This window comes from Hydrogenophaga palleronii NBRC 102513 (assembly GCF_001571225.1).
Taxonomy (GTDB): Bacteria; Pseudomonadota; Gammaproteobacteria; order Burkholderiales; family Burkholderiaceae_C; genus Hydrogenophaga; species Hydrogenophaga palleronii.
Genome location: NZ_BCTJ01000008.1, coordinates 112015 through 128883, shown reverse-complemented (window position 1 = coordinate 128883; position 16869 = coordinate 112015). Strand labels below are relative to the sequence as shown.

The window sequence follows — 16869 nt, the reverse complement described above, 5'->3', positions numbered from 1 at the left end:
CCCTCGGCCGCCGCGTCAGTGCGAGGGAACGAGGAAGTCCTGGCTGATGCGCCCGCCCAGTTCGTTCACGCGATCCAGGAACTGTGTCAGGAAAGCATGCAGGCCGGTGGAGAGGATCTCGTCGATGCGCGCGTACTGCAGGTCGGCCTTGAGCTTGCCTGCGCGGCGCAGGGTTTCGCCGCTGTGGTCGTTGGACACCACGGTGAGGTTGTTCACCACCTCGTTGAGGCTGGCGGCCAGGCTGCGTGGCATGTCGGCACGCAGGATCAGCAGCTCGGCCACGCGCTCGGGCGTGATGACATCGCGGTACACCTTGCGGTAGACCTCGAAGCCGCTCACGCTGCGCAGGATCGCGCTCCAGTGATAGAAGTCGTACTCCTGGTCGAGCTCGCTGGCGGCGCCGAAGAAGTCGCTGTGCACGGCGTGGAACTTCACGTCCAGCAGGCGCGCGGTGTTGTCGGCACGCTCCAGAAAGGTGCCCATGCGGTAGAAGTGGAAGGCCTCGTCCTGCAGCATGGTGCCGATGGCCACGCCACGCGAGAGGTGCGAGCGGAACTTGACCCACTCGAAAAATTCGGCCGGGTCGCGCTCGAAGTTCTTGCTCTTGAGCATGCGCGTGAGTTCGAGCCAGGTCTGGTTCTGCGTTTCCCAGAACTCGGTGGTGAGCGCACCGCGCACGGCACGTGCGTTTTCGCGTGCGGCCTTCAGGCAGGTGAGGATGCTGGACGGGTTGGTCTCGTCGCGCACCATGAAGTCGAGCACGTTGCGCGGCGTGATTTCCTGGCCGTACTTCTGCGTGTAGGAAGGCATCAGCTCGCTGATGACCAGCAAGCCCTCCCAGCCCACCTGCGCCACGGCGGCGGATTGCGGCAGCAGCGAGGTCTGGTAGTTGACGTCGAGCATGCGCGCGGTGTTCTCCGCGCGCTCGGTGTAGCGGGACATCCAGAACAGGTGGTCGGCGGTGCGTGACAGCATGATGGTGTTCTCTTTCAGTCTTCGAGTATCCAGGTGTCCTTGGTGCCCCCGCCCTGCGACGAGTTGACCACCAGCGAACCTTCCTTGAGCGCCACGCGGGTCAGTCCGCCCGGCACCATCTGCACCTCCTTGCCGCTGAGCACGAAAGGCCGCAGATCAATATGGCGCGGTGCCACACCACTCTGCACATAAGTGGGGCAGGTGGAGAGCGAGAGCGTGGGCTGCGCGATGTAGCCGCCCGGGTTGGCCGCCACGGCCTTGCGGAAATCTTCGATCTCGGCCTGGGTGGAGGCCGGCCCGACCAGCATGCCGTAACCGCCGGCACCGTGCACCTCCTTCACCACCAGGTCCTTCATGTGGGCCATGATGTACTTGAGGTCTTCGGCGTCGCGGCCCATGAAGGTGGGCACGTTGTTCAGCACCGGCTTCTGCCCGAGGTAGAACTCGATCATCTTGGGCACGTAGGGGTAGATCGACTTGTCGTCGGCCACGCCGGTACCCACCGCGTTGCAGATGGCCACGTTGCCGCTGCGGTAAACGCCCAGCAGGCCTTCGCAGCCCAAGGTGGAGGTGGGCCGGAACACGGAAGGGTCGAGGAAGTCGTCGTCGACACGGCGGTAGATCACGTCGACCCGCTTGGGGCCGCGCGTGGTGCGCATGTAGACGAAGTTGTCCTTCACGAACAGGTCTTGCCCTTCCACCAGCTCCACGCCCATCTGCTGCGCCAGGAAGGCGTGCTCGAAGTAGGCGCTGTTGTACATGCCGGGCGTGAGCACCACCACCGTGGGTTCGGCCGTGGTGGCGGGGCTGACCTCGCGCAGGGTCTCCAGCAGCAGGTCGGGGTAGTGGGCCACGGGGGCCACGCGGTTCTCGCCGAACAGCTCGGGGAACAGCCGCATCATCATCTTGCGGTCTTCCAGCATGTAGCTCACGCCGCTGGGCACACGCAGGTTGTCTTCCAGCACGTAGTACTCGCCCACGCCGTCGGCATTGGGTGCGCGCACGATGTCGATGCCGGAGATGTGCGAGTAGATGTTGTGCGGCACGTCCACGCCCATCATCTCGGGGCGGAACTGCGCGTTCTGGAAGATCTGGTCGGCCGGGATGATGCCGGCCTTGATGATCTCCTGGTCGTGGTACACGTCGTGGATGAAGCGGTTGAGCGCGGTCACGCGCTGCACCAGGCCCTCTTCCATGCTGCGCCACTCGTGGGCGGGAATCACCCGCGGGATCAGGTCGAACGGGATCAGGCGCTCGGTGCCCGAGCCGTCCTCGTCCTTGGCGCCGTACACCGCAAAGGTGATGCCGACGCGGCGGAAGATCATCTCCGCCTCCTCCTTCCTCGCCGCCATCACCTCGTCGGGCTGCTGGGCGAGCCAGCGGGCGTAGTTGAGATAGTGGGCCCGGACCTCGCTGGGCGAGGCGTTCATTTCGTCAAACATCGGTCGGCTCATGGGCTGTTTCTCCTGGTCACAGCATAGCAAGGACCGGGCCAGGGTTTACGAGCAGGCTGCCCGGCGCGCTCCACGCCGGCGGCTTGCATGGCCCGGTTTCAAACCACGCACAACGCTTTTGTACACCTCTCGTGCCGATAGAAGCCCTGAGAACGGCCTGGGCAGAGCCGCACGCTTGCTCAAGAGCGGTTTGTTTTCGACCTCTTGCCAACGTTGGGAACGGGCCACCGCTGCGCGAGCCCGCCCTTCGAAGCTCGGGTTCACCGGTCGGCTGGCGTGCGTGGAACAGAAGACCTTGAAGCTTGAACGGCGGCGAAATACTGCGCGGGCGGCTTGCCCAGCGCCTTCTTGAACATGGTGATGAAAGCTGTAACGGACTCATATCCCAATGCCCCCGCCACATCCTGCACGGCCGCGCCCTCTGTCAGAAGGCGCACCGCAACGACCAGCTGGTGCTGCTGGCGCCAGCGGCCGAACGTCAGCCCGGTTTCGCGCAACACCAACCGCGCCAACGTCCGCTCACTGACGGCCAGCTTGTCCGCCCACTGCGGCAAGGTGGTCCGGTCCGCCGGGTCTTTCCCCAGCGCCCTGGCCATGCGCCGGAGCTTCGGGTTGCCGGACATCGGAACGTGAAGCCGCTCAACCGGGGCCGTGGCCAACTGTTCGAGCAGGACGGCGGCGAGGCGCGCCGTCGGCCCATCCGACTGAAAGGCCAGGCCCTGCTGCGCCAAGTACTTCACCAGCTCGCTCACCATCGGGCTTATCGCGAGGGTGCAGCAGTTGCTCGGCATCGATGCCGCGTCCGGCTCCACGAAGAGAAAGTAGATTTCGGCATTCTCCGTGGCCCGGTTGCTGTGCGGCATGCCGCCCGGAATCCAGACCGCATGCCGCGGCGGCACCATCCACATCCCCCTGGGCACCTCGCACGTCACGCCCCCGCGCGCCGCCATCACAAGTTGGCCCTTGCGATGAAAGTGAATCGGCTGCTCGGCGTCGTTCTCGGTCACGTCAAGCCTCAGAGCGACCGCCGGATGATGGTCGGCATCGGTGTCGAAGCGGCGGAGCATGTCGGCCAGTGGACTGTTTTTTGGCATTTTTCAGCGATTAATTGTCATTCTTTCTCTACCGCGACGAAGCACCCTGGCCATAGAGTCCTGATCCACATCGAGGACATCATGACCCTACTGACCACAAAACGCCGCACGACGCAATTTGCGCTGCTCGCAGGCATCCTGCTCATTGCCGCCAACTTGCGCGCCCCCGTGACCGGTTTGCCGCCGGTACTCAGCCTGGTGCGCGCCGACTTCGACCTCAGCACGACCGCCGCAGGTGCGCTCACCGCCCTGCCCCTGCTGGCCTTTGCGATCCTCTCTCCGTTCAGTGCCCTGTTCGCGCGCGAGTATGGGCTGGAGCGCGCGCTGTTCGGAGCGATGCTCACCGTGGCGCTCGGCATTGCGCTGCGCTCTTCAGGCGCCAGCTGGGCGCTCTATGTCGGCACGTGGGTGACCGGCATGGGCATCGCCGTCGGCAACGTGTTGCTCCCGAGCCTGGTGAAACGCGAATTCCCGCACAACATCCCCGCAGTGACCGGCGCTTTTGCGCTCGCAATGGGCGTGGTGGCGGCACTGGCTTCGGCAGCCGTGGTTCCGCTGGCCTCGGCCTGGGGGTGGAAGGCGGCGCTCATGGCCTTCCTCGTCCTGCCCTTGGCGGCGCTTCTGGTCTGGTTGCCGCAGCTCGCTGCCCGCACGAAACCCGCACCGGACACGACCACGCCGCCGCACGGCGGCAAGGTGTGGCACGCCGCGCTTGCATGGCAGGTGACCTTGTACCTCGGCCTCAATTCGACCATCTACTACGTCGTCATCGGCTGGCTGCCGACCATCCTGACCGACATGGGGCTGTCGCCCGAGCAGGCGGGGTCGCTGCATGGCGCGCTGCAACTGTCCACCGCAGTGCCTGGCCTGCTGCTGGGCCCTTTGCTTCGGCGCTTGCACGACCAGCGCCTTGCCGCGGCGACCGTCGCCGCGCTCTCAGGAGTCGCACTCATCGGGCTTCAGCTCGCGCCGGCGTACGCCCTGATGTGGGCCGTCCTGTTCGGCGTCGGCGCTGGAGCGCACTTCATGCTCGGTCTTGCTTTCATCGGGCTGCGTTCCCGCACGGCCTCGCAGGCGGCATCGCTGTCCGGTATGGCCCAGTGCATCGGCTACCTGCTCGCGGCGGTTGGACCGCTGGCGATGGGTTTCCTTCACGACGCACTCGGTGGTTGGCAGATACCCCTCGGCATTTGCGCGGCCCTTGCGCTGCTGGCCGCTTTCGTTGGCACGCTGGCAGGCCGGAACACGCAGATGGGGGCTTGAGCTGGCGCTTGTGGACCGGCAGCCGCCCAGTGTTCACCCGGCAAGTTGAAGCCAGAACCTGAACCGTCCCTGCTCCGGTCGAAAAAAACGCCCACCGTTAAACATTGCTGTTCAAGGTTGGGCGCCGGCCTGTCACCTCGGCAACGCGGGGATTGGGCTCTGTGCATCCGCAGACGGAGCGCAGGCCAATCCCGGCGCCTCGAGAAACTTTTACGGAGCGACGTTGAGCTGATACATCGCGTAGAAGTTGGCGTACTCACGTCCTGCCATGTCACGTGCGAAGAGATGCAGACCCGTGAGACGCGTCCCCTCGGCGTAGCTGGAACCCCTATTGAAGCAGTGGTCGTCCGTCACGCTCTGCACCGAGCAAGGGACGATGGCCTGGCGCGCGGTCGATCGCACATCGACGGAATCGGTGAAGTTGGCGTTGCTGCCCGTGCGCGGCGACCGCCCAAACAAGGTGATCTGCGTGGGGGGCAATTGGCCCGCACCGACACTCCAGCCAGGACCGCCGTTGTCCGTGACGATGTCGCCGGTGTCACCCTGCACAAACACATTCTGCCCCGCGTCCTGCACGCCTGAAGGCTCGGTGCCCGAGCGCATGTCAGCGACCATGGCCGGCACCAACTGCGCAAGCCCCTGGGTGCGGAGTTCGGCGATGGTGAGGGCGCGAGCGCGGCTCTTGTAGTACTGCACCTCGGTGCACCGTGGTGCCGTCCTGAGGAGTGGCCGGATCGTCGAAGTTGAGGTAGTAATCGAACCGCCAGGTTCCCTGCGACCCGGCATTGGCCAGAGTGGCTTCCGTGCGGTCCGGATCCGCCACAAAGAAGAGCGAGGGGTCCACGGTGCGGGGGCGCGGGCGGGACGTGCTGCCGTCCACATACTCGCTGCGCAAGCGAACGAAGCTGGTTCCGGTGACCACCCCACCTGGCTTGACCAGGCCCAGGAAACTGGAGTTGCCGCTGGGCTGCAGCGTGAGGACCGAGCCGCTGGGCGTGGTCACGACGACGCGATTGAACACCGGACCGAGGTTGCCCGAGCGCTGACGGTTGTTCACGTCCAGCGCATAACCCGTGCTGAAGTAGTCATAGGCTTCCTGGCCCAGACTGATGAAGTTGCGCCGCTGCTGGTAGGCCGCGACACGGCCTGGAAAACGGTACTGGTTTCCAATCATTCGAAGCTTTCCGTCTGCACTGCTGCTGGTGCGCAAGACGAGCGTGTCGTAGGACTCACTGCCGTCGGGAGTCGTGACCTTGTAGCCGACGACGGTGTCCCTGTCGGCGTTGTCGCGAGTGAACTCATAGGTGCCCTGGCTGAACACCACGCCGACCGCGTTGGCGTTGAAGAGGCTCGCGAAGGCCCCAGCGCACCACCCGCGCGTATCTCAGGGTGCGGCCAACGTTGCCGTATTGGCAGCGGCGGCGGCCGGGCCTGCCGCCCGGTACTGCCAGTAGCGCGGGTCCAGCTCGCGCCGGCAGTGCACGTTGCCGGGCTCGGCGCTGCGCCAAGTGGCGGCGCCGCAATCGGGTGAATTCACCCACGGAATGCCGCGCTGCGCATACCGCTCCAGCACCGTGGGCGCCGGGTGGTTGAAGCGGTTGCGGTAACCCGACTGCACGATCACCCACTGCGGTTGCAAGGTGTTGAGCAGCACCGGGCTGCTGGAGGTCTTGCTGCCGTGGTGTGGCGCGAGCATGACGGTGGCACGCAGATCGGGGCGCGCCATCGCCAGGCGGGTCTCTTGTGCCGCATCGATGTCACCGCCCAACCAGGCGCTGTGCGCGCCGTTCGCCACCCGCAGCACGCACGACATGGCGTTGCTGGAGAGCCTGCCCTGGCCCTCTTCGTTGTAGTGATCGGGTTGCGGATGCAGCACCTCGAAGTCCACCCCGTCCCATTGCCAGCGCTGGCCCGCCACGCAGCGGCGCGCCGGGTCGGCGTCGTAAGACGACCACCAGCGTGCCTGCGGCATCGCGGCCTGCACCGCCGCCGCCCCGCCCGAATGGTCGCTGTCGCGGTGGCTCACCACCACCGCATCGAGCCGCTCGTCCAGCGCACGCAACAACGGCAGCACCACACGGTCTCCGGCGTCGCTGGCGTCGGGCGCAGGCCCGTAACGCGGCCCTGTGTCGTACAGCAGGCTGTGCGTGGCGGTGCGCAGCAGCACGGCACTGCCCTGCCCCACGTCCAGTGCGATCAACTCGAACTGGCCCGGCATCGGGCGCGGCGGCGTGTACAACAAGGCCGGCCACACCAGCAGCAGGCCCGACAGGCGCAGCACCCAGGGCAGGCGCAACACCAGCAGCGCCGCGCCCAGCACGGCGGCGACGGCCAGCGGCAGTGGCGCCACCGGCCGGAACAGCGCCGCCCACGGCCATTGCGCCAGCCACTGCAAAACGCCCGACAACAGCTGCACCGCCCAGGCCGCTGCGTCCCACAGCGGCGGCAGCAACACACCCAACAAGGCCAGTGGTGTCACCAGCAAGGTCACCCAGGGAATGGCCACCAGGTTGGCCAGCAGGCCGACCACCGAGAACTGGCCGAACAGCAACAGCGTCAGCGGCGCCAATGCCACCGTGACCACGCCCTGCTCACGCAGCAGGCCCAGCACGGCCGTGCTGCCACGCTGCGTCCAGCGCACCGGGTCACCCGTCACTTGTGTTGAACGGCCGGGGTCGGTGGCGAACAGGATGGCCACCGCCACAAAGCTGAGCCAGAAGCCGGCCTGCATCAGCGCCCAGGGATCGAGCAACAAGACCACCGCCAGCGCCAGCAGCCAGACCTGCGGCCAGGGCCAGTGCCGCACCGACAGGCGCAAGCCCACCACCACGGCCAGCATCAGCACCGTGCGTTGCGCCGGCACGCCCCAGCCCGAGAACAGCGCGTAGGCCAATGCCAGCGCCACACCGCCGATGCCGGCGGCCCAGGGTGCCGGCAGTGCCAGCAGCGCACCCGGCCGGAGAAAAGCCAGGCGCCGCCAGAGCGCGCCCACGAGCAAGGTCGCGAGCCAGGCGAACAGGGTGACGTGCAATCCTGAAATACTGACAAGGTGGGCCACGCCTGTGGTGCGGAACAGGTCCCAGTCGGTGCGTTCGATGGCACCCTGGTCTCCCACCACCAGCGCACTCAGCACACCCGCGCTGCGCGGATCGTGTGGTGCCACCCGCGTCTCGATGCGTTCCGCCACGCTCTGGCGCAGGCTGTCCAGCGGGTGCCAGAGCGTGGCCCCGAGCCGCTGCGGCGCCGGATCACGTGGGCCGTTGCGCACATAACCCGTGGCCTGGATGCCTTGCTCCCAGAGCCAGCGCTCGCGGTCGAAACCATGCGGGTTGCTGTTGCCATGCGGCTGGCGCAAGCGCACGGTGAAGCGCCAGCGTTCACCGGCGCGCACGGCCGGGTTGCTGCGCGCCGCGTGGCTGCTGTCGGCATTGTTCCAGGCGTTGCCCTGGCCGTACCAGCCCAGCTGCAGGCGCGGCGGCAGGTGCACCGCCTCGCCTGCCAGCGTGGCCGCCGACTCCACCTGAAATTCGAAGCGCTGGTCTTGCGCGCTGTGCTGCGGCAGGGAGGCAATGCGCCCCGTCACCTGCAGGCTGGCGCCCTCCAGCGCCGGGTTCAGCGCGTCGGCGACAAAGTGCGCGGCACGCGCGCCCGTGAGGCCAAAACCAGTGAGCGCACCCAGCAGCACAAGCACCAGGCAGCGCCAGCCGGACAGCGTGCCGGGCACACGCATGAACGCCACGCCCAGCGCCATGAAGCCGGCCAGCGCCAGCAGAGCCAGATAGATTCCCAGGCCCCACAGGGCCGGCTGCTGCAACTGCAGCGCCACCCCCGCCACCCAGCCCAGCAACACGGCGGTGCCGCCATGGCGCATGATCAGACCGCGCAGCACGGCTTCGCTGCCTTGTCACGCAGCCGTGGCGCAAGACTTGCTAGCATGGTTGCAAGCCGCCCCGGCAAAGGCTTTTTTGCCTGCGGATCCATTGTTGACCCCTCCTCCCTGGAAAGTCTCTCGTTATGGCCATCCATGTCGCCCTGAGCCACATCACCCATTATCGGTACGACCGCCTGGTCAAGCTGGGGCCACAAGTGGTGCGGCTGAGGCCCGCGCCTCACAGCCGCACCAAGGTGCTGTCGTACTCGCAGCGCATCGAGCCGGGCAACCACTTCATCAACTGGCAGCAGGACCCCTTCGCCAACTACCAGGCGCGCCTGGTGTTCCCCGAGCCGACCACCGAGTTCAAGGTGACGATCGACCTGGTGGTCGAGATGGCGGTCTACAACCCGTTCGACTTTTTCCTCGAACCCGAGGCCGAGAACTTTCCGTTCGGCTACGACGACGCACAGACCAAGGACCTCGCGCCCTACCTCGCCACCGAACCGCTGACGCCGCTGCTCAAACAATACGTGGACGCAGTGGACCGCAAGCAGCGCCGCACCATTGACTTCCTGGTCGAGATCAACCAGCGGCTGCAGCGCGACATCGCCTACACCATCCGCATGGAGCCCGGCGTGCAGACGCCGGAAGACACGCTCAAGCTCAAGAGCGGCTCCTGCCGCGACAGCGGCTGGCTGCTGGTGCAGATCCTGCGCCACCTGGGCCTGGCCGCGCGCTTCGTCTCGGGCTACCTGATCCAGCTCACCGCCGATGTGAAATCGGTGGACGGCCCGAACGGGCCCGAGAAAGACTTCACCGACCTGCACGCCTGGTGCGAGGTGTTCCTGCCCGGTGCCGGCTGGATCGGCCTGGACCCGACCTCCGGCCTGCTCGCCGGCGAAGGCCATGTGCCACTGGCCTGCACGCCGCAGCCCTCCAGCGCCGCGCCGGTGGAAGGTGCGATGGACCCGTGCGAGGTGGAATTCAGCCACCACATGGGCGTGACGCGCATCTACGAATCGCCGCGCGTCACCAGCCCCTACACCGAAGACCAGTGGGCCGGCGTGCTGGCGCTGGGTGATCGGGTCGATGCCGACCTTGAACGGCACGACGTGCGCCTGACCATGGGCGGCGAACCGACCTTCGTCGCCACCAGCGACCGCGACGCCGGCGAATGGAACACCGACGCCCTGGGCCCCACCAAACGCGGCTACGCCACCGAGCTGCTCGACCGCCTGCGCGCCGAGTACGGCGCCGGTGGTTTCGTGCACATGGGCCAGGGCAAGTGGTACCCCGGTGAGCAGCTGCCGCGCTGGGCGCTGTCCCTGTTCTGGCGCACCGACGGCGAACCCGTCTGGCACAACCCCGCCCTGCTGGCCGACGAGCGCGACGAGGCGCACTACACCAGCGACGACGCGCGCCGCTTCACACAAGCATTGGCACGCAAGCTCGGCCTGTCGACGCAGTACATCACGCCCGGCTTCGAGGACACCTGGTACTACCTCTGGCGCGAACGCCGCCTGCCGGTGAACGTAGACCCGTTCGACAGCAAGCTCGACGACGAACTGGAACGCGCGCGCCTGCGCCGCGTCTTCAGCCAGGGACTGGAGAGCACCGTGGGTTATGTGCTGCCACTGCAGGCCGCGGGCCAGAACGGCGCGCTGTCGAGCAACGGCAAGAGCGGTTATCCGCGCATCTCGGGCACGGTGTGGTCCACCGGCCCCTGGTTCCTGCGCGACGAGCGCATGTACCTGGTGCCAGGCGACTCGCCCATGGGCTATCGGCTGCCGCTGGATTCGCTGCCCTGGGTCTCGGCGGCCGACTATCCGTACCACATCGAACAAGACCCACACTCCGCGCGCGACCCGCTGCCGCGTGGCGCCGCGCTCAAGCGCCAGGTGTCGCCGCACCAGGTGGGTGGTGGTTTTGCCGGTGGTGGCACGGTGGCGCTGCAGGGCACGGACTTCGACCCCGACGCCGAAACCGTGGAAGGCCTGCGCCCCGGCCAGCCCGGCCCGGGCGCGGCACCGGTGCAGGCCCTGGCCGCGCGCTTCCCGCAGCGCGAGGAGTCGGCCGCCTGGCTCACGCGCACCGCGCTGTGCGTGGAAGCACGCGACCCGCACCGCGCCAACGGCCCCAAGGCCGAGAAGGCCGGCGGTGGCAAGAACCACCACCTCTACATCTTCATGCCGCCGATGGCGCTGCTGGAGGACTACCTCGACCTGCTCGCCGCGGTGGAAGCCACGGCCGAGAAGCTGGGCGTGCGCATCGTGCTCGAAGGCTACCCACCCCCGCGCGACCCCCGCCTGAAGATGCTGCAGGTCACACCCGACCCGGGTGTGATCGAGGTCAACATCCACCCGGCGAAGAACTGGGGCGAACTGGTGGAGCACACCGAATTCCTCTACGAGGCCGCGCACCAGACGCGCCTGTGCGCCGAGAAGTTCATGACCGACGGCCGCCACACCGGCACCGGGGGCGGCAACCACTTCGTGATGGGGGGCGCCACACCGGCCGACTCGCCCTTCCTGCGCAAGCCCGAGCTGCTTGGCAGCCTGCTGGCCTACTGGCACAACCACCCTTCGCTGTCCTACCTGTTCAGCGGCCTGTTCATCGGCCCGACCAGCCAGGCGCCGCGCGTGGACGAGGCGCGCAACGACCAGTTGTACGAGCTGGAGATCGCGCTCTCGCAGATCGAGCAGAACCGCAAGACCTACGGCGAAGACATGCCGCCCTGGATGGTGGACCGCACGCTGCGCAACATCCTGATCGACGTCACCGGCAACACCCACCGCAGCGAGTTCTGCATCGACAAGCTGTTCTCGCCCGACTCACCCACCGGCCGCCTCGGCCTGCTGGAGCTGCGTGCCTTCGAGATGCCGCCGCACGCGCGCATGAGCATCGCGCAACAGCTGCTGCTGCGCGCCCTGGTGTCGCGCTTCTGGCAACAGCCCTGGCACGGCCGCCTCACGCGCTGGGGCACCGAGCTGCACGACCGCCTGCTGCTGCCGACCTTCGTGCGCACCGACTTCGAAGACGTGCTGTCCGACCTTGCCGACTTCGGCTACACCTTCGACATGGCCTGGTTCGAGCCGCACTTCGAGTTCCGTTTCCCGCTGGTCGGCCAGGTGCAGGCGCGTGGCATCGAGCTCACCCTGCGCAGCGCGCTCGAACCCTGGCACGTGATGGGCGAAGAAGGCGCGATCGGTGGCACCGTGCGGTATGTGGACTCGTCGCTGGAACGCATCGAGGTGCGCGTGAGCGGCTTCAACGACAGCCGCCACGTGATCACCTGCAACGGCCATGCCATCCCGCTGCACAGCACCGGCACCGTGGGCGAGTACGTGGCCGGCGTGCGCTACAAGGCCTGGAGCCCGCCGTCGGCGCTGCACCCGTCGATTCCTGCGCACGCGCCATTGACCTTCGACATCGTCGACACCTGGCTCAAGCGCTCCATGGGCGGCTGCCAATACCACGTGGCCCACCCGGGCGGGCGCAACTACGACACCTTCCCGATCAACGCCTACGAGGCCGAGAGCCGGCGCCTGTCGCGCTTTTTCCAGATGGGCCACACACCCGGCCGCATGGACGTGGCCCCGGCCAGCAGCAGCCGCGAGTTCCCCTGCACCCTGGACCTGCGAGCGGTGGGGCGTGCGCCACGCGGCGCGGCGTGACCGATGCAACGCGGCGACCCCGGTGACGCGGGGCCGCGTGCGGGCCAACGGGCATACTTGGGCCCCGTGAATCCCGATCCAGAAGACTCTCTTTTTGCCGGTCTGCACCCCGAGTCGCCCGGTGACTGGGCGCTGTCGCTTTCGGTGCCGGCCGACCCCGGCCACCGCGACGAGTTGCGCGCCGGCGGCCGTCCCGATGCCGATGCGCTCTCGCCCACCTGGAGCAGCTTCTTCGAGCACATCGGCACCGACGGTTTTACCGAACTGAACCGCCGCGCCGACAACCTGCAGCGCCAGGTGCGCGACAACGGCGTCACCTACAACGTCTACGCCAACGCCGACAGCGGCCTGGAACGGCCCTGGGCACTGGACCTGTTCCCCAAGCTCATCGGCCCGAAAGACTGGGCGCAGATCGAAACCGGCGTGCTGCAGCGCGCGCGCCTGCTCAACGCCATGATGGCCGACCTGTACGGCGAGCGCGAACTGCTCAAGCGCGCCCTGCTGCCCGCCGCGCTGGTGCAGGGCCACCCCGGTTACCTGCGCGCCATGCAGGGCGTGCGCCCGCCCGGCGACACCTGGCTGCACATCGTCGGCTTCGATCTCGCCCAGGGCCCGGACGGCCGCTGGTGGGTGGTCGGCCAGCGCACGCAGGCGCCTTCCGGCCTGGGTTACCTGCTGGAAAACCGCATCGCCATCGGCCGGCAGTTCCCCAAGGCCTTCGCCGGCATGAAGGTGCAGCGCCTGGCGGCCAGCTACCGCGCACTGATGGACGGCATCAAGCGCATGGCACCCGAGGGCGAACACGCGCGCATCGCGCTGCTCACCCCCGGCCCGTACAACGAAACCTACTTTGAACACGCCTACCTGGCGCGTTACCTCGGCCTCACCCTGGTCGAAGGCAACGACCTCACGGTGCGCGACCAGCGCCTGTTCCTCAAGACGCTCGACGGCCTGGAGCCTGTGCACGCGCTGATCAAGCGCCTGGACGACGAGTGGCTGGACCCGCTGGAACTGCGCTCCGATTCGCGCCTGGGCGTGCCCGGCCTGCTGCAGGTGCTGCGCGCCGGCAACCTTCTGCTGGCCAACGCGCCGGGTTCGGCGCCGCTGGAGTCGAGCGCGTTGCTCGGCTTCCTGCCCGCCATCAGCCGCCACCTGCTGGGCGAAGAGCTGGCCCTGCCCTCGCTAGCCACCTGGTGGTGCGGCGAAGACGCAGCGCTGCGTGAGGTGTTGCCGCTGCTCAAGGACAGCGTGATCAAACCCACCTACCCGCGCTCGGGCCTGGAAACGGTGATGGGCCAGAGCCTGAGCGAGCGCGAACTCGACGAGTGGTCGGGCCGCATGGCGCGCCACCCCGACGACTACACCGTGCAGTCCTGGCTGCCGCTGTCGCAAACCCCCACCTGGAGCGGCGAACGCCTGATGCCACGCTCGGCCATGCTGCGCGTGTTCGCACTGGCCGACGGCCCGCAGTCCTGGCGCATCCTGCCCGGTGGCCTGGTGCGGCTGGCGCCGCGTGGTGAACTCATCGCGGCCATGCAGCGCGGCGGCAGCAGCGCCGACTGCTGGGTGCTCACCGAAGGGCCGGTGGACCACACCAGCCTGCTCGACGCCGCACCCAGCACGCTGGCGCTGGCGCAGCAGCGGTGGCCGGTGACCAGCCGCGCCGCCGAAAACCTGTTCTGGCTCGGCCGCTACACCGAACGCGCAGAAAACAGCATCCGCCTGGCGCAGATCGTGTTGAACCACATGGGCGGCGAAGAGCCCAGCTCGCGCGCGCTGATGGCCTGGATGTCGGGCATGGCGCGCGAAAACGCCCTGGTGCTGGCCGACGCGCCCACCGCCCAACTCTCGCCGCGGGTGTTCGCACGCAGCCTGATCGCCGCTCTCTGCCCGCCCGCCAGCGACCCGATGGCGGCACAGTCGCACAGCGTGGGCTTCAACCTGCGCGCCCTGAAGGCCGCGGCATCGCAGGTGCGCGAACGCCTGTCGCGGGAACACTGGCACCTGATCGAACGCACCGAGGCCAGCTTCGCGCGCAGTTGCGCCGCACTCTCCACCGACGCCGAATACACCACCGCCGAAGCCATCGTGGCGCTGCAGAACGCCAGCGAACTGCTGGCCGCCATCACCGGCTCACAGACCGACCGCATGGTGCGCGACGACGGCTGGCGCCTGCTCTCCATGGGCCGCCACATCGAGCGCCTGATCACGCTCTCTCGCGCGCTCTCGCTGGCGCTCGAACACGGCTGCCTGCACGACGCCGCCGGCTTCGAAGCCGTGGTGGCCCTGTTCGACAGCACCATCACCTTCCACGCCCGTTACCAGCAGCGGCGCGACATGGTGGCGCTGATCGACCTGCTGGTGATGGACCACGACAACCCGCGCTCGCTCGCCTGGGTGCTGCAGACACTGCGCTCGCGCCTGGCCAAGCTGGCGACCAGCACCACGCCGCAAGACGCCGTGCTGGCGCAAGGCCTGCCCGACCCCGCGGCCTGGCAACTCACCGACCTGAGCAACTGGCAGCGCAGCCCCGAAGGCCTGCGCACCTGGAGCGACCTCGCCGCCCTGCTTGACGATTGCGAAGACGCCGCGGTGCACGTCTCCGACGAGATCACTCGGCTGCACTTCAGCCACGCCGACCGCGGCAACCAGTCGCTCAGGGCCTGACATGCGCCTTCGCATCCTGCACCGCACCCGCTACCGGTACCACGGCGCCATCGACATGGCGCAACACATGGTGCACCTGCAGCCGGTGGACACGGTCACGCAACAGGTGCTGCACCACGAGCTGCGCATCAGCCCCACCCCGGCCGCGCGCAGCGAGACCACGGACGTGTTTGGCAACCAGCGCACCTTCTTCTCGCTGCAGTCCACCCACCGCGTGCTCACGGTGGAGGCCGACAGCCTGGTGCAGACGCAAGCCCCGCAGCCCCTGCCCGAAAGCCAGACCTGGCGCGGCATCGGTTGGGAGCGCGTGCGCGAACACTTCCGTTACCACGCCCGGGCGCCGTTCGACGCCGCCAGCGAATTCCTCTACGCCTCGCCCTTTGTGCCACGCGACGACGCCTTTGCGGCCTTCGCACGCCCGGCCTTCAAGCCCGGCCTGCCGGCGCTGGACGCCGTGCGCGCGCTGATGGAACGCATCCACACCGAACTCGTTTACGAGAGCGAGAGCACCGAGGTCAACACCCCGGCGCTGGACGCACTGCAGCAGGGCAAGGGCGTGTGCCAGGACTTCGCCCACATCATGCTGGGCTGCCTGCGCACGCTGGGCCTGCCGGCGCGTTACGTCAGCGGTTACCTGCTCACGCGCCCGCCACCCGGCAAAGCGCGTTTGATCGGTGCCGACGCTTCACACGCCTGGGTGTCGGTGTACGTGCCGCTGCCGGGCCAGGGCAACCAGGGGCCCGACGGCCAGCCGACGGCCGCCGCCGGCACCTGGTTCGACTTCGACCCGACCAACAACCGCTGCGGCCGCGGCAGCCCGGGAGAAGACTACGTGGCGCTGGCCACCGGCCGCGATTTCGGCGACGTCTCGCCCATGCGCGGCGTGATCCAGAGCGGCGCACGGCACAGCCTGGACGTGGCGGTGACAGTGGCGCCGCCGGACGAACTGGGCCAGCTCGAAGCGGTTGAGGACGCCTGAACGCGGCAGCCCTGCGCCGCGGCTCGCCGCACCGGCGCTGCAGTGCGGGCCCGTCGATAGAATGGGCCGCTCATTCTTCAGGACCTTCAGGAGCCCCCATGAGCATCTACGACAAGCTGAACCAACTCGGCATCACCCTGCCGCCCGTGGCCGTGCCCGCCGCCGCCTACGTGCCCTTCGTGCAGACCGGCAAACTGATCTTCCTGAGTGGCCACATCGCACGCCAGGACGGCAAGCCCTGGGTTGGCCAACTGGGCCTGACCATGACCACCGACGAAGCCAAGCCCGCCGCACGCGCGGTAGCGGTCGACCTGCTGGGCACGCTGGACGCGGCCTGCAAGGCCGCCGGCACCGACCTCAACGGCGTCAAGCGCATCGTGAAGGTGCTCAGCCTGGTGAACTCCACCGCCAGCTACACCGAGCAGCACCTGGTCACCAATGGCTGCAGCGAGCTGCTGGGCGAGGTGTTCGGCAGCACCGTGGGCGCACATGCCCGCAGCGCCTTCGGCGTGGCGCAGTTGCCCCTGGGTGCCTGCGTGGAAATCGAATTGATCGCCGAACTGGCCTGAGCCTTCGCGTTCGCCGACCCATCAAAAAAAGAGGCCGCAACAGCGGCCTCTTTTTCATGGTGCGGGGCACTGCCCCTGCAGCCAGTCGCTGCTCATTTCTTGCGGGCCCGTTCCTGCGCGCGCCGCACCTGGCGGCTCTGCTGCGCCTGCTCCACCGCCTGCTGTTTGGCCACACGACGGCTCGTGATGCGGCGCACCACAAAACGCGTCACGCCAAAAGTCAACAGCGCGAGCACGGCCGCAATCACCACGCCGGTCCATTCGCCGTTTTCCATCGTCCATCCACCTGCTTGATTTCAATTGATGTTGAGGCCCATCGC

Annotated in this window: 12 protein-coding genes; 5 read left to right on the top strand and 7 right to left on the bottom strand. The window is 67.8% G+C overall.

The genetic code is table 11. The features are described 5' to 3' along the window. Positions 1-15: 15 nt before the first annotated feature. The 3 genes from HPA01S_RS08325 to HPA01S_RS08315 form a co-directional block, all read right to left on the bottom strand. Positions 16-975: an alpha-E domain-containing protein gene (locus HPA01S_RS08325; RefSeq protein WP_066268724.1), complete on the bottom strand. Its 960-nt coding sequence runs from the start codon at positions 973-975 to the stop codon at positions 16-18. 14 nt (positions 976-989) lie between these two features. After that, a complete protein-coding gene (locus HPA01S_RS08320) occupies positions 990-2429 on the bottom strand; it encodes a circularly permuted type 2 ATP-grasp protein (protein WP_066268720.1) in 1440 nt (479 codons plus the stop codon). A 260-nt stretch (positions 2430-2689) separates the two neighbouring features. Continuing rightward, complete coding sequence (locus HPA01S_RS08315; RefSeq protein WP_066268715.1) at positions 2690-3496, bottom strand: AraC family transcriptional regulator; 807 nt, start codon at positions 3494-3496, stop codon at positions 2690-2692. Between HPA01S_RS08315 and HPA01S_RS08310 the strand changes: the two genes are divergently transcribed. After that, entirely contained in the window at positions 3461-4786 is a 1326-nt protein-coding gene (locus HPA01S_RS08310; RefSeq protein ID WP_281192930.1) for an MFS transporter, read from the top strand. The two genes, HPA01S_RS08315 and HPA01S_RS08310, sit on opposite strands and share 36 nt — an antisense overlap. A 210-nt stretch (positions 4787-4996) precedes the next feature. Here the strand turns inward: HPA01S_RS08310 and HPA01S_RS08305 are convergent, their stop codons facing one another. Genes HPA01S_RS08305 through HPA01S_RS08295 form a run of 3 tightly spaced genes read right to left on the bottom strand, consistent with a single transcriptional unit; the run spans position 4997 to position 8675 of the window. Continuing rightward, positions 4997-5401, bottom strand: a complete 405-nt coding sequence (locus HPA01S_RS08305; RefSeq protein WP_157084931.1) for a hypothetical protein — start codon at positions 5399-5401, stop codon at positions 4997-4999. Beyond that, a complete protein-coding gene (locus tag HPA01S_RS08300; RefSeq protein WP_066268708.1) occupies positions 5391-6110 on the bottom strand; it encodes a hypothetical protein in 720 nt (239 codons plus the stop codon). Before HPA01S_RS08300 ends, HPA01S_RS08305 begins: the two co-directional genes overlap by 11 nt. A gap of 60 nt (positions 6111-6170) precedes the next feature. Next, on the bottom strand, positions 6171-8675 hold the full coding sequence (locus tag HPA01S_RS08295; RefSeq protein ID WP_245638598.1) for a DNA internalization-related competence protein ComEC/Rec2: 2505 nt from the start codon (positions 8673-8675) through the stop codon (positions 6171-6173). A gap of 125 nt (positions 8676-8800) precedes the next feature. Here HPA01S_RS08295 and HPA01S_RS08290 point away from each other — a divergent pair, with 125 nt between their 5' ends. From HPA01S_RS08290 to HPA01S_RS08275, 4 genes are all read left to right on the top strand, one after another. Continuing rightward, positions 8801-12334 carry a transglutaminase family protein gene (locus HPA01S_RS08290; RefSeq protein WP_066268705.1) on the top strand — a complete coding sequence of 1178 codons (3534 nt, stop codon included), beginning with the start codon at positions 8801-8803 and terminating at the stop codon, positions 12332-12334. Positions 12335-12337: 3 nt separating this feature from the next. Continuing rightward, the gene (locus tag HPA01S_RS08285; protein ID WP_084360550.1) at positions 12338-15001 is read left to right on the top strand and encodes a circularly permuted type 2 ATP-grasp protein; all 2664 of its coding nucleotides are present in this window, start codon (positions 12338-12340) and stop codon (positions 14999-15001) included. Between the two features lies 1 nt (position 15002). Next, positions 15003-15980 (top strand): transglutaminase family protein, encoded by a 978-nt coding sequence (locus HPA01S_RS08280; protein ID WP_066268703.1) that lies wholly within the window; start codon positions 15003-15005, stop codon positions 15978-15980. A gap of 98 nt (positions 15981-16078) precedes the next feature. Continuing rightward, positions 16079-16549, top strand: a complete 471-nt coding sequence (locus tag HPA01S_RS08275) for a RidA family protein (RefSeq protein ID WP_066268701.1) — start codon at positions 16079-16081, stop codon at positions 16547-16549. 92 nt (positions 16550-16641) lie between these two features. Here the strand turns inward: HPA01S_RS08275 and HPA01S_RS08270 are convergent, their stop codons facing one another. Beyond that, positions 16642-16824, bottom strand: a complete 183-nt coding sequence (locus HPA01S_RS08270; RefSeq protein WP_066268699.1) for a hypothetical protein — start codon at positions 16822-16824, stop codon at positions 16642-16644. Positions 16825-16869 lie beyond the last annotated feature (45 nt).

Bases quoted from the DNA above. Each gene is read 5' to 3' on its own strand.
- HPA01S_RS08315 (WP_066268715.1), bottom strand. From the start codon at position 3,496: ATGCTCCGCCGCTTCGACACCGATGCCGACCATCATCCGGCGGTCGCT.
- HPA01S_RS08325 (WP_066268724.1), bottom strand. From the start codon at position 975: ATGCTGTCACGCACCGCCGACCACCTGTTCTGGATGTCCCGCTACACC.
- HPA01S_RS08285 (WP_084360550.1), top strand. From the start codon at position 12,338: ATGCAACGCGGCGACCCCGGTGACGCGGGGCCGCGTGCGGGCCAACGG.
- HPA01S_RS08305 (WP_157084931.1), bottom strand. From the start codon at position 5,401: ATGGTCGCTGACATGCGCTCGGGCACCGAGCCTTCAGGCGTGCAGGAC.
- HPA01S_RS08270 (WP_066268699.1), bottom strand. From the start codon at position 16,824: ATGGAAAACGGCGAATGGACCGGCGTGGTGATTGCGGCCGTGCTCGCG.
- HPA01S_RS08275 (WP_066268701.1), top strand. From the start codon at position 16,079: ATGAGCATCTACGACAAGCTGAACCAACTCGGCATCACCCTGCCGCCC.
- HPA01S_RS08290 (WP_066268705.1), top strand. From the start codon at position 8,801: ATGGCCATCCATGTCGCCCTGAGCCACATCACCCATTATCGGTACGAC.
- HPA01S_RS08280 (WP_066268703.1), top strand. From the start codon at position 15,003: ATGCGCCTTCGCATCCTGCACCGCACCCGCTACCGGTACCACGGCGCC.
- HPA01S_RS08320 (WP_066268720.1), bottom strand. From the start codon at position 2,429: ATGAGCCGACCGATGTTTGACGAAATGAACGCCTCGCCCAGCGAGGTC.
- HPA01S_RS08310 (WP_281192930.1), top strand. From the start codon at position 3,461: ATGATGGTCGGCATCGGTGTCGAAGCGGCGGAGCATGTCGGCCAGTGG.